13 protein-coding genes are annotated in these 18,895 nt (G+C 74.4%); 11 read left to right on the forward strand and 2 right to left on the reverse strand.

The window, feature by feature from the left end; translation table 11 throughout:
• Positions 1-4 precede the first annotated feature (4 nt).
• From V6U88_RS16240 to V6U88_RS16270, 7 genes are all read left to right on the forward strand, one after another.
• On the forward strand, positions 5-2,842 hold the full coding sequence (locus V6U88_RS16240; RefSeq protein ID WP_334453866.1) for a hypothetical protein: 2,838 nt from the start codon (positions 5-7) through the stop codon (positions 2,840-2,842).
• A 100-nt stretch (positions 2,843-2,942) separates the two neighbouring features.
• Positions 2,943-3,569 (forward strand): TetR/AcrR family transcriptional regulator, encoded by a 627-nt coding sequence (locus V6U88_RS16245; protein ID WP_334453868.1) that lies wholly within the window; start codon positions 2,943-2,945, stop codon positions 3,567-3,569.
• A gap of 200 nt (positions 3,570-3,769) precedes the next feature.
• Entirely contained in the window at positions 3,770-5,107 is a 1,338-nt protein-coding gene (locus V6U88_RS16250; RefSeq protein ID WP_334453870.1) for an acetyl-CoA carboxylase biotin carboxylase subunit, read from the forward strand.
• A gap of 157 nt (positions 5,108-5,264) precedes the next feature.
• Positions 5,265-6,182, forward strand: coding sequence for a hydroxymethylglutaryl-CoA lyase (locus tag V6U88_RS16255; protein ID WP_334453871.1), 918 nt, complete (start codon positions 5,265-5,267; stop codon positions 6,180-6,182).
• A gap of 304 nt (positions 6,183-6,486) precedes the next feature.
• Entirely contained in the window at positions 6,487-8,019 is a 1,533-nt protein-coding gene (locus V6U88_RS16260; RefSeq protein WP_334453873.1) for an acyl-CoA carboxylase subunit beta, read from the forward strand.
• A 75-nt stretch (positions 8,020-8,094) separates the two neighbouring features.
• On the forward strand, positions 8,095-9,249 hold the full coding sequence (locus V6U88_RS16265) for an acyl-CoA dehydrogenase family protein (RefSeq protein WP_334453875.1): 1,155 nt from the start codon (positions 8,095-8,097) through the stop codon (positions 9,247-9,249).
• Positions 9,250-9,365: 116 nt separating this feature from the next.
• On the forward strand, positions 9,366-12,194 hold the full coding sequence (locus V6U88_RS16270) for an ATP-binding protein (RefSeq protein ID WP_334453876.1): 2,829 nt from the start codon (positions 9,366-9,368) through the stop codon (positions 12,192-12,194).
• Positions 12,195-12,589: 395 nt separating this feature from the next.
• Here V6U88_RS16270 and V6U88_RS16275 read toward each other — a convergent pair whose 3' ends face one another.
• Entirely contained in the window at positions 12,590-13,090 is a 501-nt protein-coding gene (locus V6U88_RS16275) for a MarR family winged helix-turn-helix transcriptional regulator (protein ID WP_334453878.1), read from the reverse strand.
• 103 nt (positions 13,091-13,193) lie between these two features.
• Between V6U88_RS16275 and V6U88_RS16280 the strand changes: the two genes are divergently transcribed.
• A complete protein-coding gene (locus tag V6U88_RS16280) occupies positions 13,194-13,772 on the forward strand; it encodes a YceI family protein (protein ID WP_334453880.1) in 579 nt (192 codons plus the stop codon).
• Between the two features lie 246 nt (positions 13,773-14,018).
• Positions 14,019-15,497, forward strand: coding sequence for a glutamate--cysteine ligase (locus V6U88_RS16285; RefSeq protein ID WP_334453882.1), 1,479 nt, complete (start codon positions 14,019-14,021; stop codon positions 15,495-15,497).
• 47 nt (positions 15,498-15,544) lie between these two features.
• On the opposite strand, the gene V6U88_RS16290 is transcribed toward V6U88_RS16285, so the two are convergent.
• Positions 15,545-16,939, reverse strand: coding sequence for a hypothetical protein (locus V6U88_RS16290; protein ID WP_334453885.1), 1,395 nt, complete (start codon positions 16,937-16,939; stop codon positions 15,545-15,547).
• A gap of 116 nt (positions 16,940-17,055) precedes the next feature.
• Here V6U88_RS16290 and V6U88_RS16295 point away from each other — a divergent pair, with 116 nt between their 5' ends.
• Both V6U88_RS16295 and V6U88_RS16300 read left to right on the forward strand, forming a co-directional pair.
• The gene (locus V6U88_RS16295; protein WP_334453887.1) at positions 17,056-17,742 is read left to right on the forward strand and encodes a PASTA domain-containing protein; all 687 of its coding nucleotides are present in this window, start codon (positions 17,056-17,058) and stop codon (positions 17,740-17,742) included.
• A gap of 282 nt (positions 17,743-18,024) precedes the next feature.
• A complete protein-coding gene (locus tag V6U88_RS16300) occupies positions 18,025-18,891 on the forward strand; it encodes a PASTA domain-containing protein (protein WP_334453889.1) in 867 nt (288 codons plus the stop codon).
• Positions 18,892-18,895 lie beyond the last annotated feature (4 nt).

Genomic DNA, 18,895 nt, shown 5'->3' on the forward strand with positions numbered 1-18,895 from the left:
GACCGTGAGCGACGACGACCTGTGGCGGGTGCTGCACGAGGCCCACAACATGCCGTACGGGGCGGGGCAGACCGCCGCCCTGGAACAGCTGATCCGGCGCGCCGACGCCGGCGACGACCGGCACCTCGCCTTCGCCGCCCGGATGCAGGCCACCACCTCGTACGTCTACGGCGGTGAGCCGGCGAAGTCCTTCGTGACCTTCTCCTGGTGCCTGGCCGAGTTCGACCGGGACCCGCAGCCCTACCACCAGCGCTTCGCCCACCAGCTGCTCTGGCACTTCAAGTACATGATCAGCGCGATGCTGAAGTTCCCCGAGCTGCCGCTGGACCGCACCTACGCGGTGCTGGAGGACATGGAGCGGCGCTACCGGGACACCGGGCACTCGCTGCAGGCCGTGTACAAGCACCGCTACCTGGTGGCGTCGCACCTCGGGGCGCAGGACGAGGCGGCCGAGTGGTACCGCCGGTGGATGACCACCCCCCGGGACGCGCTCTCCGACTGCGCCGGCTGCGACCCGACCACCCAGGTGCACCACCTGTGCGAGGTGGGCCGGCACGACGAGGCGGTGGCGCTGGCCGAGCCGGTGCTCGCCGGCCGGCTCAGCTGCACCGAGCAGCCGCAGGCGATCCTCACCGCGCTGCTGCCGGCGTACCTGGGTACCGGGCGGGGCGAGGCCGCGCGGGACGCGCACCGGGAGGCGTACCGGCGGCTGCGGTCGAACCTCTCCGACCTCTGGGAGATCGCCGACCACGTCGAGTTCTGCACGGTGACCGGCAACGACGCCCGCGCCCTGGAACTCGTCGAGCGGCACCTGGACTGGCTGGACCGGGCACCCACCCCGGCCGCCGCCATGCACTTCGCGGCCACCGCCGCGGCGGCGCTGCGGCAGGTGCCCGGCGAGCTGACCGTGCACCGCCGGGCGTTCGGGGACCGACCGGCCGGGGAGGTGCCGGTGGCCGCGCTCGCCGCCGAGCTGACCGACACGGCGACCGCGCTGGCCGGCCGGTTCGACGCGCGCAACGGCACGACGTACCAGTCGGAGGTGGTCGCGCGGCGGCTCGCCGCGCAGCCCGTCGGGGAGCACCTGCCGCTCTCGGCGAGCCTGCGTCGCCGCCCGGCCCGCACCCCGCAGCCGGCCCCGGCCGACGTGGTCACGACCGAGCCGGTGCAGGTGCCGGCCGGGGCGAGCGCCGAGGAGCTGCTGGCCCTCGCCGACGAGTGCTGGCGCACCCACCGCACCGACGACTGCACCACCGTCCTGAAGGCGTACGACGAGCGTTTCGGTGCCGCGGAGCTGCCGGCGGCCACCGTGGCGCGGAGGCTGGAGCTGCGCGCGGGTGAGCTGAACGACGACGGTGACCCGGCGGCCTCCATCGAGGCCAACCGGGTCGCGCTGGCCGCCTGGCGGGAGGTGCCCGACCCGGTGCGCGCGCAGGTGGTGGCGGGGCGTCTCGGCGCGCTGCTCTGCATGACCGACGAGGGCGCCGAGGAGGGGCTGGCCCTGGTCCGCGAGTCGGTGGAGCAGCTCGACCGGCACGGCGACCAGCGGGAGCGGGCCGCCGCCCACGATCGGCTGGCCCTGGCGTACGTGCACCGGCAGCGCTGGGCCGACGCGCTCGACGAGGTCGACCGGGCCGCCGCCGAGGCGGACGTCGACCCGTGGCTGGCGGCCCGGGTGGCGCTGCACCGCGCGCACGTCCTGGAGGAGCTGGAGCGCGGCGACGAGGTGGGCGAGGCGGCCGAGCGGGCCCGTCGGCTCAGCCGCGAGGTGGGCTCGGCCGGCATGCTGGCGGCCGCCTGCCTGGCGTACGCCCGCTGGGCCGACGACCCGGCCGAGGCCGTCGCCGCCTGTGACGAGGCGCTGCGGGTGGCCCCGGCGGACGCCCGGCTCGCGGTCCGGGTGGCCCGGGGCCGGGCGCTGCTCGCCGCCGATCGGGCCGCCGACGCGGTGGACGACCTGGCCGAGGCGGTGACCCTCTGCGTGGAGCAGGGTGCCGAGGGCGACGCGTTCCTGCGGTGGGAGCTGGCCAACGCCTACCGGGTGGCCGGTCGGCTGAGCGAGGCCGCCGAGGTGGCGGAGGAGGCGGTGCTCGGGCTGGACCGGCTCGGTGCGCAGACCGAGGCGGACCGGTGCCGGCACCTGCTGGCCGGCGTCTACGAGAGCCTGGGCGAGATCGATCCCGCGCTCGCGCTGCTGGAACAGCTCGCGGAGAACCTGGACAGCCCGGACAACCTCCCGCACCGGGCGCAGGTGCTGGAGGAGGCCGGCGGGATCCTCTACGACGCCGACCGGGACGCGGTGGCCGCGCAACGGTTCGCCGCAGCGGCTGCGGCGTACCGGCTGGCCGAGCTGCCGCTGGACGAGCTGCGCGCCCGGCGGCGGCAGCTGCTGGCCCTCTTCTGGGCCGGTGACCTCCCGGCCGCCTCGGCGCTGGTCGACGCGGTGGACGAGGCCATGGCGGCGCTCACCGGGCTGCCCGAGGAGCCGCCCGTGGTGACGTACGAGCGGGCGCTGGCCGCCGAGGCGGTGGCCCGGGTGTTGACCGCCGAGGGCCGTACGGTCGCCGCGCTGGACCGGCTGGACGGGGTGGCCGGTCGGCTGCGGTCGATCGAGGCGTTCGGCGAGGCGGCCCAGGTCGAACTCCTCACCGGTGACCTGCTGCTGCGCAGCGACCGGCCGGCCGACGCCGAGCGTCTGCTCCGCGAGGTGCTGGGTGGGCTGCCGTCCGACTCCCGGCCGGCGAGCCAGGCGGCCTGGCTGCTGGCTCGGGCCCTGGACGAGCTGGGCCGGTCGGCCGAGGCGGCGAAGCTGCGCGCCGAGCACGGCATCGAGGAGGACTGACGGCGGTCGCGCTCCCGCCGGGAGGTACCCGGCGGGCGGTGGACCGACCGACGGGTAACCGAGCCTCCACCACGGCCGGTGCGCGGTCTAGGCTTGCCCGGTGGCGGTGGAACAGCAGGCGCGGGGCGGGGCGAACGGCGCGACGGGCGCGGGTCGACGCCGGTCCCGTCGGGACGAGATCCTGGAGATCGCGGTCGGCCTCTTCGCCGCGCGCGGCTACCACGGCGTGTCGATGGACGACATCGGCGCCGCCGCGGGGGTGACCGGCCCGGCGCTCTACCACCACTTCGCCGGCAAGGAGGCGATGCTGGTCGCCGCGCTGATCCCGGTCAGCGAGGGGCTGCTCGACGGCGGCCGGGACCGGGCCGCCGGCCACCCGGACGACCCGCGCGGCGCGCTGGAGTCGCTGATCGACTTCCACGTCGACTTCGCGCTGGCCAACCCGGCGGTGATCGCGCTGCACCTGCACGAGCTGGACCGGCTCCCCGACGAGCCGCGTCGCAAGATCCGCCGGCTCCAGCGGCTCTACGTCGAGGAGTGGGTGACGGTGCTGACCGCGCTGCACCCGGGGCTGCCCGACGGCGAGGCGCGGGTGCTGGCGCACGCCGCGTTCGGCCTGATGAACTCCACCCCGTTCCTCGGCGGCGAGGTCGACCGCCGCCGCCGCGCCGAACTGCTCCGGGCCGCCACCCTCGCCGCCCTCCTCGCCCCCACCAACCCCGCCTGACCCGGCCCCGCGCGCCCGCGCGGCGCGCGACCCGCGCCTCCCGTCCGCCTCAGATGATCAAGAGGTTTGCGTCGGGAATCGGGGGCAAGCTGACGCAAACTTCTTGATCACCGCGCCGGTGGGTGCCGGGCGACTCGTGAGTAACCGGCGGCTCATGGTTACCTGGCACCCGTCCCCACCCCTGGACGTCGGGAGGAAACATGATCGAGTCGCTGCTGGTCGCCAACCGGGGCGAGATCGCCCGCCGGATCATCCGTACCGCCAAGCGGCTCGGTATCCGCGCGATCGCGGTGCACTCGGAGGCCGACGCCGGCCTGCCGTTCGTCACCGAGGCCGACGAGGCGGTCTGCGTCGGCCCGGCCAACCCGGCGCAGAGCTACCGGAACGTCGAGGCGATCCTCGCCGCCGCCAAGTCGACCGGCGCGCAGGCGATCCACCCCGGCTACGGCTTCCTGTCGGAGAACGCGGACTTCGCCCGTACCGTCGAGGCCAGCGGCCTGATCTGGGTCGGGCCCCGCGCGGACGCGATCACCGCGATGGGCGACAAGATCAACGCCCGGAACCTGATGGCGGCGGCCGGGGTTCCGGTCGCGCCCGGCACCACCGACCCGGCGGCCGACCTGGACGCGGCGGTCGCCGCCGCCGAGGAGATCGGCTACCCGGTGATGGTGAAGGCCGCGGCCGGAGGCGGCGGCATGGGCATGGGCGTGGCCACCGACGAGACCGCGCTGCGCACCGAGTACGACAAGGTGCGCGCCTTCGCCGAGCGGATGTTCGGCGACGGCTCGGTGCTGATCGAGCGGTACTTCCCCCGGGTACGCCACGTCGAGGTGCAGATCCTCGGCCTGGCCGACGGCCGGGTGGTGGCGCTGGGCGAGCGGGAGTGCTCGGTGCAGCGGCGCAACCAGAAGCTGGTGGAGGAGTCCCCGTCGCCGGCGGTCTCCCCGGAGCTGCGCGAGCGCTTCCTGGCGGCGGCGGTACGCGCCGGCGAGGCGGTCGGCTACCGCAACGCGGGCACGGTGGAGTGCCTGCTCGACCCCGCCACGAACGAGTTCTTCTTCCTGGAGATGAACACCCGTCTCCAGGTCGAGCACCCGGTGACCGAGCTGGTCTACGGCGTGGACCTGGTCGAGGAGCAGCTGCGGGTGGCGGCCGGCCTGGCGCCGACCTTCGACCCGGACGCGCTCGCTCCGCGCGGGCACGCCATCGAGCTGCGGATCAACGCCGAGGACCCGAAGCGCTTCCTGCCCGGCCCCGGCGCGATCAAGACCTGGGTCGAGCCGACCGGCGAGGGCGTCCGCGTCGACTCCGGCTACGTTGCCGGCAACACGGTCACCCCGTTCTACGACAGCCTGATGGCCAAGCTCATCGTCAACGGCAAGGACCGGGCCGAGGCCATCGAGCGCGCCAAGGCGGCCGTCGCCGCCTTCGAACTCACCGGCCCGAAGTGCAACCTCCCCTTCTTCGCCGAGCTGCTGGAGAACTCCGAGTTCATTTCCGGCGACTACGACACCGGCATCGTCTCCCGCATGCGCTGACCCCGTCCGCCTGCCCTCCCCGCGCCGTTGATCATGAAGTTGACCTGGTGACTCGCCCCTTTCGTCCCGGTCAACTTCATGATCAACGCCGGTGGAGGTGGGGAGTGGGATGCTGGGGGGAACCCACCAGCGCTACGTCACAGTGAGGTGACCCCTTATGGCGGAACTGCCGGACTTCGTCTCCATCCGTGAGGTCGGGCCGCGGGACGGACTCCAGAACGAGGAGCCGATCCCCACCGACGCCAAGGTGCGGCTGCTCGACGCGCTCTCCGGCACCGGCGTCCAGCGGATCGAGGCGGTGTCCTTCGTGCACCCGAAGGCGATCCCGCAGATGGCCGACGCCGACGAGGTGTGGCAGCGGGCGACCCGGGCCGAGGGGGTGCGCTACTCGGCGCTGGTGCCCAACACGCGGGGCGCGCAGCGGGCCCTCGCCGCCGGGTTCACCGAGATCGAGGTGGTGGTCTCGGCCAGCGACACGCACAACCGGCGCAACGTGAACCGCTCCACCGAGGAGTCGCTGGACGACATCGCCGAGCTGATCGACCTGCTGCACGGCGCCGGCGCCCGGGCCGAGGTGATCGTGGCGACCAGCTTCGGCTGCCCCTACGAGGGGGACGTCGACCCGGGGCGGGTCGCCGGCATCGTCGACCGGGTCGTCCGCGACGGCGCCGACCGCGTCGCCTTCGGCGACACCACCGGCATGGGTACGCCCCGGCGGGTCCGCGAGCTGATCACCGCCGTACGGGACCGCAACGCGCACGTGCCGGTGCTGCTGCACTTCCACAACACCCGGGGCACCGCCCTGGCCAACCTGCTGACCGCGCTGGAGCTGGGCGTGACCGAGTTCGACGCCAGCGTCGGCGGCCTCGGCGGCTGTCCGTACGCCCCCGGGGCCAGCGGCAACCTGGCCACCGAGGAGGCGGTGCACATGCTGCACGACATGGGCATCGACACCGGCATCGACCTGGACGCGCTGATCGAGGCGGCCGAGCTGGCCGAGGAACTGGTCGGCAAGAAGCTCCCCTCCGGCGTCCTGCGCGCCGGCCCCCGCACCCGCCTCACCCCCACCCCCTGACCCGCACCCCGCACCCTGCACCCCGCGCCGGGTCGCCCACCTCGCGGTGATCAAGAGGTTTGCGTCGGTTTCACGCGACATCCCTGACGCAAACTTCTTGATCACCGACGCCAGGCCGACGCCAGGCCGACGCCGGGCTGCCGCCGGGCGGCTGCCGCCGGGCGGTAGGGCCTGCCGCCGGGCGGGCGCGTGCGCGGGCGCGGCGGTGGGTCGCCGGAGGGTGGTCCGATGCGCTAGCCTAACGATCGTTCAGGTCGGTCGGTCCGCTCACGAGGCGACCGGCCCAGGCGGCGAGGGAGTCGGCGTGACGCTCGACGGTGAGGCACTGGAGCAGCTGCGCAAGCGCGCCCGGGCCGGCGGTGCGGACAAGTACCACGCGGCGAACGCCGCCAAGGGCAAGCTCTTCGCCCGCGAGCGGGTGGCGCTCCTGGTCGACGAGGGCTCCTTCGTCGAGGACGGCCTCTACGCCAACGCGATGGCCGACGGGCTGCCCGCCGACGGCGTGGTCACCGGCACCGCCACCATCGACGGCCGCCAGGTCTGCCTGATGGCCAACGACTCCACGGTCAAGGCCGGCAGCTGGGGCGCCCGGACGGTCGAGAAGATCATCCGGATCATCGAGCGGGCGTACTCGACCGGCGTGCCGATGGTCTACCTGGTCGACTCGGCCGGCGCCCGGATCACCGACCAGGTCGACCTCTTCCCCGGTCGGCGCGGCGCCGGCAAGATCTTCTGGAACCAGGTCCGCGCCTCGGGTTCGATCCCGCAGGTCTGCGCGCTGTTCGGGCCGAGCGCGGCCGGCGGGGCGTACATCCCGGCGTTCTGCGACGTGGTGGCCATGGTGGACGGCAACGCCAGCATGTACCTCGGCTCCGACCGGATGGTCGAGATGGTCACCGGCGAGAAGACGACGCTGGAGGCGATGGGCGGGGCCAAGGTTCACTGCGCCGAGTCCGGCGTCGGGCACTTCCTCTGCAAGACCGAGGCCGACGCGCTCGACGTGGTGCGGACCTACCTGTCGTACCTGCCGGCGAACTGGACCGAGCAGCCGCCCGCCGCGCCCGCCAAGCAGGCGTCCGACAAGGTCGACCTGGCCGCGCTGGTCCCGGCCAGCGAGCGGCAGGCGTTCGACATGCGCCGGTACGTCAAGGGCCTGCTCGACGACGGCTCGTTCTTCGAGATCCAGGCGCTCTGGGCCAAGGAGCTGACCATCGGCTTCGGCCGGCTGAACGGCGAGGTCGTCGGCGTGGTCGGCAACAACTCGATGTTCAAGGGCGGGGTGCTCTTCGTCGACTCGGCCGACAAGGCGACCCGGTTCGTGCAGCTCTGCGACGCGTTCAACGTGCCGCTGCTCTTCCTCAGCGACGTGCCCGGCTTCATGGTCGGCAGCGCGGTGGAGAAGCAGGGCATCATCCGGCACGGCGCCAAGATGATCACCGCAATCTCCGAGGCGACCGTACCGAAGATCTGCGTGGTGGTCCGCAAGGCGTACGGCGCGGGCCTCTACGCGATGGCCGGCCCGGGCTTCGAGCCGGACGCGACCATCGCGCTGCCCACCGCGAAGATCGCGGTGATGGGCGCGGAGGCCGCGGTGAACGCCGTCTACGCCAACAAGATCGCCGCGATCGCCGACGAGGCGGAGCGGGCCGCCTTCGTCGCCGCGAAGCGCGAGGAGTACGAGCGGGACATCGACGTCGTCCGGCTCGCCAGCGAGCTGGTCATCGACGCGATCGTCGAGCCGCACGAGCTGCGCGCCGAGCTGGTCCGCCGGTTCGCCGCCGCCCGAACCAAGGACCGCCACTTCTCGCGGCGGCGCCACGGCGTCACCCCGGTCTGACCCGGTCCCACCTCAGCCCGCAGCACCGTCGCGGCGTCACGAGCGTCCGGCGGCTCGTCCACACAGGAGGATCAGATGGACTTCCGGCTCACCGAGGAACAAGAGGCGCTGCGGTCCAGCGTGCGGGACTTCGCGCGTGAGGTGGTCGCCCCGGTCATCGCCGAGCACTACGAGAAGCACACCTTCCCGTACGAGGTGATCCGGCAGATGGGCAAGATGGGCCTGTTCGGCCTGCCCTTCGGCGAGGAGCACGGCGGGATGGGCGGCGACTACTTCGCCCTCTGCCTGGCCCTGGAGGAGCTGGCCCGGGTCGACTCCAGCGTGGCGATCACCCTGGAGGCCGCGGTCTCCCTCGGCGCGATGCCGATCTACCGGTTCGGCAGCGAGGAGCAGAAGGCGACCTGGCTGCCGAAGCTGCTCAGCGGCGAGGCGCTGGCCGGCTTCGGGCTGACCGAGCCGGGCACCGGCTCCGACGCCGGCGGTACCCAGACCCGCGCGGTGCTCGACGAGGCCACGAACGAGTGGGTGATCAACGGCTCGAAGGCGTTCATCACCAACTCCGGGACCGACATCACCGCGCTGGTCACCGTCACGGCGGTCACCGGCACGAAGCCGGACGGCTCGAAGGAGCTGTCGACCATCATCGTGCCGACCGGAACGCCGGGCTTCACCGTGGCGCCGGGCTACTCCAAGGTCGGCTGGACCGCCTCGGACACGCACGAGCTGACCTTCGACGACTGCCGGGTGCCGGCGGCGAACCTGCTCGGGGAGCGGGGTCGGGGCTTCGCCCAGTTCCTGCGCATCCTCGACGAGGGCCGGATCGCCATCGCCGCGCTCGCCGTCGGCCTCGCCCAGGGCTGCGTCGACGAGTCGATCAAGTACGCGAAGGAGCGGCACGCCTTCGGCCAGCCGATCGGCAACTACCAGGCGATCCAGTTCAAGATCGCCGACATGGAGCTGAAGGCGCACACGGCCCGGTTGGCGTACTACGACGCGGCCGCGCGGATGCTGGCCGGTGAGCCGTTCAAGCGGCAGGCGGCGATCGCCAAGCTGCACGCCAGCACGATCGCGGTGGACAACGCCCGGGAGGCGACCCAGATCCACGGCGGCTACGGCTTCATGAACGAGTACCCGGTGGCCCGGTTCTGGCGGGACTCCAAGATCCTGGAGATCGGCGAGGGCACCTCCGAGGTGCAGCGCATGATCATCGCCCGCGACCTGGGCGTCTGACCCGGCCTCCGGCCCCTGCCGCGCCGCCGCACGGCGGGGGCCTGTCGGATTTCGGCGCGTCGGCTGGACGACGCACCGGTGTCGGCCGTCGTAGCCCCTCCGTACCCTTCGTGCCCATGACACCGGCTCATGATCATACTTTGGTGCCGGGTGGTCGTACCCCGCTCGCGGAGCTGTTGCGGGGTCACCGGCTCGCCGTCGGCCTCACCCAGGCCGAGCTGGCCCAGCGGGCCGGGGTCGGCGTGCGGACCGTCCGTGACCTGGAGCGCGGCCGGGCCAGCCGGCCGCAGCGCACCACCGTGGAGCTGCTCGCCGACGCGCTCGGCCTCACCGGCGGACCCCGCGCCACCTTCCTCGCCACCGCCCGTGGGCGGGTCGCCGTCCCGGCCACCGTCCAGGGCCCGCACCGCGCGCTGGTCGCCGGCTCCGCGCCCCGCGACCCCGACCCCTCGGGTACGCCGATCGCGCTCCCGCCCCCGGTCGAGCTGATCGGCCGGGAGCGGGACCTGGCCGACCTCGCCGCGCTGCTCACCACGGACCGGTGGCCGCCGGTGGTGACCCTGGTCGGGCTGGCCGGCGTGGGCAAGACGGCCCTGGCCCTGGCGGTGGCGCACGAGGTCGTCGCGGGCTATCCCGGCGGAGTGGCCGGGGTGCTGGTCGGCGAGGGTTCCGACGCCGCCGACGTGCTGGCCGCGGTGAGCGCCGTGCTCGGCGCGGCCCGCCTGCCCGACCTGGCGGTACGGCTGCGCAACCGGCCGGCGCTGCTGCTGGTGGACGCGGCCGAACGTGCCCCGGACCCGCTGGCCGAGGCGTTGCGGCAGCTCACCGACGCGGTGCCGAGCCTGCGGGTGCTGGTGACCGGGCGGCACCCGGTGGGCGTACCCGGGGAACTGGTCCGCCCGGTGGCGCCCCTGGACGTCCCCCCGGCCGACGTGGTCGACGCCGCCGAGCTGGCCCGCTACCCGGCAGCGGCGCTCTTCGCCGCCCGCCTCGCCCGGGTACGCCCCGAGCCGCCCGACCCGCGGGAGCTGCCCGCGCTGGCCGCCCTGGTCCGCCGGCTCGGCGGCCTGCCGCTCGCGATCGAGCTGATGGCGGCCCGGGGGCGCATCCTCGACCTCGACGAACTGCTCGACCGGTACGGCGACCGCGTCCTCGACCTGGCCAGCCCCGACCTGGGGCGGCGCGGCTGGGAGGCCGCCGCGCCGGCCGGGTCGGACAGCGCGCGGGCAGCGGTGGCGGTGACCCTGCGGGAGGCGGTGGCCACCAGCTACCGCCTGCTCGCCGACTCCGAGCGTGCGGCCGTGCGCCGGCTCTCCGCGTTCGCCAACCGCTGGTCCGTGGAGCTGGCCGAGGAGCTGCTGGCCGACGAGGCCGACCGGGACGGCGCGGTCGTCGTCGACCCGGTGCCGCTGCTGGACCGCCTGGTGGAGCTGGGCCTGCTCAGCGTCCGGGGTGCCGGTCCGTTCCGGTTCCGGCTGCTCGACGCGGTCCGTGACTTCGCCGTCGAGCGGGCCGCCGGCCGGGGCGAGCTGACCGCGATCCGCCGTCGGCACGCCGTCGTGGTGGCCCGGCTGGTGACCCGGACCGCGCCGAACCTGGTCGGGGCGAAGCTGCCCGCCGCGGTACGCCAACTCGACGAGGTGACCAGCGACATCAGCGCCGCCCTGGCCCATGCCGCCACCGACGACCCGCTCACCGCGCTGCGGCTGGCGGCGGCGCTGACCCGCTGGTGGCGGTTGCGGGGGCGGGACGTCTCCGGGCGGCAGTGGCTCCGTCGGCTGCTGGCGGACCCGCGTACCGCCGACGCCGACCCGGTGCTGCGGGCCTGGGCACTGCTCGGGGTGGCCCGGCTCGCCGCCGAGCACGGCGCGGGCGCGCAGGAGCTGCCGGCCGCCCGCGCGGCGCTCGACGTCTTCGCCGCGCACGCGGAGGTGACCGGCGAGCTGGAGGCCCGCACGGTGCTCTGTGCGCTGCTCATCGCCACCGGCGGGTACGACGAGGCACGCGCGCAGGCGCAGGCGGTGCTGGCGCTGGCCACCCGGCACGGCCGGGTACGCGACATGGCGGTCGCCCAGAACAACCTCACCTGGCACGAGATCCGCCGCGGCGACCTGGCCGGTGCCCGGCGGCGGCTGGCCACCGTGGACCGACTGGCCGCCCAGTGCGACGAGCGGCGGCTGCGCCTGCTGGCCCGGGCCAACCTGGCCGAGGTGGCCCGACTCCAGGGCCGGTACGCCGAGGCAGTGGAGCAGGGTCGCCGGGTCGCCGCGGCGCTGGCCGACCTGGGCGACCCGGGACACCGGCGCCGGGTGCTCGGCACGGTCGGCCTGGCGCTGGCCCGGGACGGCCGGCTGGACGAGGCCGCCGACGTGCTGGCCGAGCTACGGGCGGAGGCGCCCCGTTCGCCCGCCGGCGCTGGGCCTCCGTTCGCTGCGGCGCCCGCTGCGCCGGGGTCCGGTCGGGACGCCCAGCCGGGCTCCGGTCGGGACGCCCAGCCGGGCTCCGGTCGGGACGCCCAGCCGAGGTCCGGTCGGGACGCCCAGCCGAGGTCCGGCCCGGCCGGGCAGCTCGGGTCCGGCCCGGCCGGTGGGCCGGAGTTCGGGCAGCCGGTAGGGCCGTGGCTCGGTTGGCCGGCGGGGTCGGGGTCCGGGCGGCCGGGGATGGCGGCGGCGCGGCCCGAGGAGGGGGTCATCGCCCTGATCGAGGGGACGGTGGCACTGCACCGGGGCGACCGGGAACTGGCCGCGGAGTGGTTCGGGGCGGCGGCGAAGGCCGGCGTCGACGGTCAGGACCGCCGGGACGTGGTCGAGGCGTTGGTGGGGTTGGCGGCGAGCACAGGCGACCCGGCGGTGGTGGACCGCCTGGACCGGGCCTGCCGGGAGAGCGGGATCCGCCTGCTGCCGTACGAGGAAGACCTGCTGCACCGGCTCCGTCCGGCCGGTTGAGAGCCGGGCCGCTGCTGCGGCGCGCCGCGCCCCGGGCGGCTCCGTCGGGCCGGCTCCTGCCGGCCCCGGTGCGGCCCGGATGCCCGGGGCGGGGGAGGCGCGAGCGAAGAAGCCCCCTGATGACACCCCTCGCTCAATCGCTCGCGCCGGCACCCCCCAGGTGTTCCCCCCGGCTCGACGAAGGCTAGCCACCGCTGACGTCCGCTTTGCGCGGCTTCCCGGTGTTGTCCCGCCGACGTGACCAGTTCTGCCGGTGGTTCTGCCGGTAGCGCGAGCCGGTGCCACCGGCGCGACGGCCGATCCGACGACGATCACCCGGCCCGGCGGACCGGGCGACACCCGTGGCCGCCGCCGACGCCAGCCGGCGGGTGAGCGCCGGGCTCGGTGCTGCGGCGTCAGGCCGCCGTCTCGTCGGCCGGGACGGTATCGGTGCTGCCCGCGGTCGCTCCCGGGTGGACGGCGTCCCGCACCCGGCGCAGGCCGTCGAGCATCGCCGCCAGCGCCTCGGGTTCGAGCTGGCCGGTGAACCACTGCTCGATGATCCGCAGGTGACCGGGGAGGGTCTCGTCGAGGCGCCTGAGTCCCGACGGGGTGACCACGGCGTACGAGCTGCGCCGGTCGGACGGGCAGGCTCGCCGGAAGAGCAGCCCGTCGCGTTCCATCCGGTCCACCACCCGGGTGACTCCGCTGGTGGACAGGGAGGTCTGTGCCGCCAGGTCGGTCATCCGTAGCTGGTTGCCGGGGGATCGGGCGAGCCGCATCAGCACTTCGAACTCGACCGCGGAGAGGCCGTGCTCCTCGTACTGGGCGGCGAACCGGGCCGACAGCCCGGCGTACGCCTCGACGAGGAGGCCGACGGCGGTGATCCGGGGGTCGTCGAACACGTTCTGATCCACCTGGCCATCCTAACAGTGCTTGACACGGGGAATGTTGCTATGCCTATAGTTGCTCAGTCAGTCGTTGGGCTAGTAAACAATCTCTCCCCCTGGAGGACGCACCATGACCAGCACCGAGTCGGTTACCCGCGCCTGGGAGGGCCTCACCATCCCCACCGCCGGCACCTACCTGCTGGACGCGGCTCACAAGCGGGTCGGGTTCGTCGCCCGGCACATGATGGTCAGCAAGGTACGCGGTGAGTTCGCCGACGCCTCGGCGACCATCACCATCGCCGAGGACCCGATGCAGTCCTCCGTCACCGCCACCATCCAGGCCGCCAGCATCAACACGGCCCAGGCCGACCGGGACGCCCACCTGCGCAGCCCGGAGTTCCTCGAGGCCGAGACCTTCCCGACGCTGGAGTACCGCAGCACCGGTGTGAAGTCCCGCGACGGCAACGAGTTCGTGCTCCTCGGTGAGCTCACCATCAAGGGCGTCACCCGCCAGGTCGAGCTGGACGTCGAGTTCGAGGGCGTCGGCCGCAGCCCGTTCGGCCAGGACATCTTCGGCTTCTCCGCGAGCACCGAGATCGACCGGGAGGACTTCGGTCTGACCTGGAACGTGGCGCTCGAGACCGGCGGCGTGCTGGTCGGCAAGAAGATCAAGATCGAGATCGAGGGCGAGGCCGTCCGCCAGGCCTGATCCTGCGGAATCCTTCCGGCGAGGTCCCTGCTTCCCCTGAGCAGGGACCTCGCCGCGTTTTCAGGTGCGAATTGTCACGGACTATTCGTCACCTGCGCCGGTGCCGGCGGTGGCCGCTGGGTAGAGATGGCCGCAGGGCGTACCGGTGGGGCCACTGGCCCTGGCGACGTGGGCGCTCTTACCGTGGTTGTTCACAACGCGCGGCGGGACGGACACGGTCCCGCGCGCCTCGCGCCGGGAGGGCACATGGGTAGGGACGTCGAGCAGGGCGCCTTCTCCCGGGAGGACCGGGTCCGCTACCGGCAGAAGGTTCGGCGCAGCCTCGACGTCTTCGCGTTGATGCTGGACGACTTCGGCTTCGACGCGGACCGGCCGATGACCGGCCTGGAGATCGAACTCAACCTGATGGACCCGGCGGGTGAGCCGGCGATGCGCAACGAGGAGATCCTGGCCGCCATCGCCGACCCGCTGTTCCAGACCGAACTCGGCCAGTTCAACCTCGAACTGAACGCCGCACCCCGGCTGATCGAGGGCAACGGCTTCACCGAGTACGAGCGTGAACTGCGCAGCAGCCTGACCCGCGCCGACGAGCGGGCGGCGAAGTCCGACGCCCGGATCGTCCTGGTCGGCATCCTGCCCACGCTCACCGAGCGGCACCTGGTCGTGGACAACCTCTCCACCAACGAGCGCTACCGGGTGCTCAACGACCAGATCGTCGGTGCCCGGGGCGAGGACATCGAGCTGGACATCCGGGGCGTCGAACGGCTCCAGACGCACACCGACTCGATCGCCCCCGAGGCGGCCTGCACCAGCCTCCAGTTCCACCTCCAGGTCGCGCCGGACAGCTTCGCCGACTACTGGAACGCCTCCCAGGCGATCGCCGGGGTCCAGGTCGCGATCGGCGCGAACTCCCCCTTCCTGTACGGGCGGCAGCTCTGGGCGGAAACCCGGATCGCCCTCTTCGAGCAGGCCACCGACACCCGCCCCGACGAACTGAAGGCCCAGGGCGTACGACCCCGGGTCTGGTTCGGCGAGCGCTGGATCACCTCGATCTTCGACCTGTTCGAGGAGAACGTCCGGTACTTCCCGCCGCTGCTGCCCATCTGCGAGGACGAGGACCCGGTGGAGGTGCTGCACGCCGGCGGGGTCCCCCGGCTGGCGGAGCTGCGGCTGCACAACGGCACCGTCTACCGCTGGAACCGGCCGGTCTACGACATCATGGACGGCCGCCCCCACCTGCGGGTGGAGAACCGGGTGCTGCCGGCCGGCCCGACCGTGGTGGACATGCTGGCCAACGCCGCCTTCTACTTCGGGCTGGCCCGGGGTCTGGCCGAGTCGGACCGGCCGATCTGGAGCCAGCTCACCTTCAGCTCCGCCGAGGAGAACTTCCACGCCGCCGCCCGGCGCGGCATGGACGCCGTCCTGCACTGGCCCCGCCTCGGGGACGTGCCGGTCGCCAAGCTGGTCCTCGACACGCTGCTGCCGACGGCGGCCACCGGGCTGGACCGGTTCGGCGTCGACCCGGCCGAACGGGACCGGCTGCTCGGCATCATCGAGCAGCGCTGCCGTACCGGCCGCAACGGCGCGGTCTGGCAGACCGAGACGGTCTGGGCGGCCGAGCGGCACCACGGCATGGACCGCGAGGCCGCCCTGCACCACATGGCCCGCCGCTACGCCGAACTCCAACGCACCAACGAACCCGTCCACACCTGGCCCGTCGACTAAGCGCGCGGATCTTTGGGGGCGGGGCGAGGCGGTGGCTGAGGCGGGGGTCAGCGGGGGCGGCGGGAGGAGCGGGTTCGGGGGCCCGCGGGGGGTGCGTCCGGGGTGCCGGTGCTCTCCGCGGTCGAGTCGAGCGGTGCGTTGTCGGACGGCGTGGATTCCGGCCCGGCCTCCCGGGCGGGAGCGGTGGCTCGGCTGCGGCGGGGCGGTCGGGCCCGTCCGGTGGTGCCGGTGGCCGACGAGCCGTCGTCCGGGCGGCTGGTCCCGTCCGGCCGCGTGTCGGTCGTCGCCGGGTACGCGCCGGACAGCGGATCGGCCGACCCTGCTTCGTCCGGGCGGGTGGCGGTCGTGGTCGCGGTGCCGGTCACCGGCCAGGCCGCCGCGCTGGACCCCGGGCCGCCCGTCGTGCTGGAGGCCGGCGGCGTGGTGCCGGACGCTCCCGAGGTGTCGATGGGCTCACCGGCCGACGTGAAGTCACCGTCGGCCGCGTGGCTGCCGCCGAGCGCGCGGTCGTCGAGGTCGCCGGTGCGCTGCCGGGGCACCACCGCGTGGCGGGCGGCGGCGCGCCGTTCGGCGCGCTGGGCGAGTGCCGCCACCAGCACCGAGCCGACCGCGCCGACGACGACCGCGTACGGCGCGACGAAGTGCGCCGAGACCTGGGCGGGGGTGACCTCGGCCAGCCGGGGCACGGCGACGAAGTAGGCGAGCGCGACGAGCAGCGGGCCGGCCGCACCGGACACCGCAGCGCCGAGCCGCGATTCGGCCACCCGGGCGGTACGCCGGGCGGACAGCGCGCCGATCAGCAGCGCCGAACCGGCGGCCAGCAGCAGTCCCGGCCAGTAGACGTAGTCCCGCAGCCAGAAGCGGGCGCTGTCGGTACTGAGCTGCCAGATGCCGAGCTGGGCGGTGGTCAACCCGCGCCCGGCGAGCACCCCGTCCGCGACCGAGACCATGGCGAGCAGCCAGATCCAGCCGACGGTGGCGATCACGTTGGTCGCGACGGCCCGGGTGTGCAGCGCCCAGATCGCGGTCAGCAGCCCGACCAGCACGCCGACGACCGCGTACCCGGCGGCCAGGCTCTGTGGCGAGAAGGTGTCGGGCACGGTCGCCGCCCGGGCCGGTACGGCCACCAGCAGCACCGTGGTCAGCGCGCCCACCGCGCCGGCCACGGCCAGCGTCACCCGGCGCAGCGTGCTGCCGGGTTCGGCGTCGGGTCCCCGCTCCTCCATCCGCTGGGCGCAGACGGCGCCGGCGATGGTGGAGACGGCCGCGATCCAGGTCGCCCAGGCGAGGCTGGCGTACCAGGAGGCGTTGGCGGCGGCGGGCTGGACCGGTGCCCAGTCGATGACCCCCAGCCCGTACGCGAATCCGAGTTGTGCCGCACCCACGCCGGCAGCGACGCCGACCGCGGTGGCGACCGATCCTCCCCAGCCCAGTCTGGCCATGCCGGGGAGCGTAGCGTCCCCTGGTCGGCGCGGCGAGCCGTGTGACGACCGGGACGACGTGCGGTGACGGCTTGGCGTCGCCCGGTACGGTCGCGGGTGACGAGGCGGAGAGTGCGATGAGCGACGGACACACCCTTATGGACACTCCCGAGCCGGGACGGCCGGGCCGTGCCCCGCTGCTGATCGGCGGCGGCCTGGCGTTCGTCCTGCTGGCCACCGTGGGGGCCACCGTCGGCTGGGTGCTGGCGGATCCCGACGAGTCGTCCCCGACGGACCAGCCGGCCGCGGCCGCGTCGAACGTCCCCACCTCCGCACCGGCCCCGACCTCGGCCGTCCCGTCGCCGGCGGAGCGGTCCGCCACGGCCTCGCCGAGCACGCCCCGGACGACCGCACCCGCCGCGTCGAGCAGCGCCCCCACCGGGTACGTGACGGTGCCCGACGTGGTCGGCGACGGCTTCGAGGGGGTGCGCAGCGACCTGCGGGACCGGAAGCTGGGCTGGCGGCTCATCTTCGGCACCGGCTCGGGGGAGAAGGTGGAGCGCCTCGATCCCGCCCCCGGCACCCGGGTGAGCCAGGGCACCACCGTCAAGGTGTACGTCGCCGGCCCCGCACCGGAGGCCGAGGTGCCCGACCTGGACGACTACGACTGCGCCGACGCCGCCGCCACGATCGTCGAACGCGGCTTCTACCCGCGCTACCGCACCGGCCGGGTCGGCAAGGTCCAGTCCCAGGCCCCCGAGCCCGACGCGACCCGCCACTGGAACGACGAGGTCGCCATCTCCTGCGGAGCTGCGGAGGACTAGGCACCGGCGGGACGCTCGCCCCGGTGGCCGGGGCGAGGCCTGGGGTGCGCGGCCGGGTTGCCGGGCCGTGGCCGTCGTGGGTGCCCGGCGGGCCGCCAGGCCAAGGCCGGTGGTGGGAGGCGCGGCCGGATCTTGGTGGGAAGCGCCGGCCGAGGTCGACGTGACCGGGCTGCGGTGGGACACGGGGCCGGGTCGCCGCGCCGATCCCGGCGGGTGGTGACCCCGACCGTTACCGTGGACCGTCGAGGGCCACGACGCCTTCCCGGTGGGAGAGGACGTGCGATGAGCGACCGCCAGGAGCCCGCCGACGACGCGACCCGCCCGCTGCCCGCCGACGACGACCGGACCCGCTCGCTGCCCCGCCCCCAGGACAAAGCCGCGCAGCCACCGGGCCACCCCGGACCGCAGCCCCCGCTCGACGCGACCGCCCGACACGAGCCGCTGGACGAGACGGCCCGCTACGAGCCCCTGGACGCCACTGCCCGGCACGAGCCGGTGGACGCGACCGCCCGGCACGAGCCGGTGGACAGGACCCGGCCGCTGCCGCCGACCGCCGTCCCGGAGCAGACCGCACCGGCCGCGCCGGCCGTCTGGTCGGGGCGGGCCGGGGTGCCGCCGCCGCGTCCGGTCGACTACCGGGAGCCGGCCGAGTGGTACGGCGAGGAGCAGCGTGGACGCCGCTGGTGGATGCCGATCCTGCTGGGCATCCTGGCGCTGCTGCTGCTCGCTGCCCTCGGCACGGGGATCTGGCTGGTGCTGCGGGCGGCCGAGGAGCGGGACCGGGAGCCGACTCTGCCGCCGGCGCCGACGAGCGCGCCGGTGACCACGGCCGCGCCGACGACCGCCGCCCCGACCACCGAGGCGCCCAGCACCCCGGCCACCACCGCGCCGGCCCGGATTCCGGTGCCGCCCCTGGTGGGGCTGCCGCGGGCGTCGGCCGAGCGGATCCTGGACCGGCTCGACCTGTCGTACCGGGTGCGGATTCGGGAGTCCGCGGAGCAGCCGCCCGGCACGGTGATCGAGACCGACCCGGAGGCGGGGGAGCTGGTGGACGCGGACGACGAGGTGACGTTGGTGGTGGCTGCCGCCCCGTCGCCGACCCCGACCGAGCCGGACGAGCCGACCCCCGGGGTCACTCCCACCCGCTGAGCGG

It is taken from the genome of Micromonospora sp. CPCC 205739, from assembly GCF_036906795.1.
GTDB lineage: Bacteria > Actinomycetota > Actinomycetes > Mycobacteriales > Micromonosporaceae > Micromonospora.

What these genes read in the sequence shown, in the direction of transcription:
- V6U88_RS16255 (WP_334453871.1), top strand. Translation starts at nt 5,265, where the DNA reads ATGGCGGAACTGCCGGACTTCGTCTCCATCCGTGAGGTCGGGCCGCGG.
- V6U88_RS16285 (WP_334453882.1), top strand. Translation starts at nt 14,019, where the DNA reads ATGGGTAGGGACGTCGAGCAGGGCGCCTTCTCCCGGGAGGACCGGGTC.
- V6U88_RS16265 (WP_334453875.1), top strand. Translation starts at nt 8,095, where the DNA reads ATGGACTTCCGGCTCACCGAGGAACAAGAGGCGCTGCGGTCCAGCGTG.
- V6U88_RS16295 (WP_334453887.1), top strand. Translation starts at nt 17,056, where the DNA reads ATGAGCGACGGACACACCCTTATGGACACTCCCGAGCCGGGACGGCCG.
- V6U88_RS16280 (WP_334453880.1), top strand. Translation starts at nt 13,194, where the DNA reads ATGACCAGCACCGAGTCGGTTACCCGCGCCTGGGAGGGCCTCACCATC.
- V6U88_RS16290 (WP_334453885.1), bottom strand. Translation starts at nt 16,939, where the DNA reads ATGGCCAGACTGGGCTGGGGAGGATCGGTCGCCACCGCGGTCGGCGTC.
- V6U88_RS16250 (WP_334453870.1), top strand. Translation starts at nt 3,770, where the DNA reads ATGATCGAGTCGCTGCTGGTCGCCAACCGGGGCGAGATCGCCCGCCGG.
- V6U88_RS16270 (WP_334453876.1), top strand. Translation starts at nt 9,366, where the DNA reads ATGACACCGGCTCATGATCATACTTTGGTGCCGGGTGGTCGTACCCCG.
- V6U88_RS16300 (WP_334453889.1), top strand. Translation starts at nt 18,025, where the DNA reads ATGAGCGACCGCCAGGAGCCCGCCGACGACGCGACCCGCCCGCTGCCC.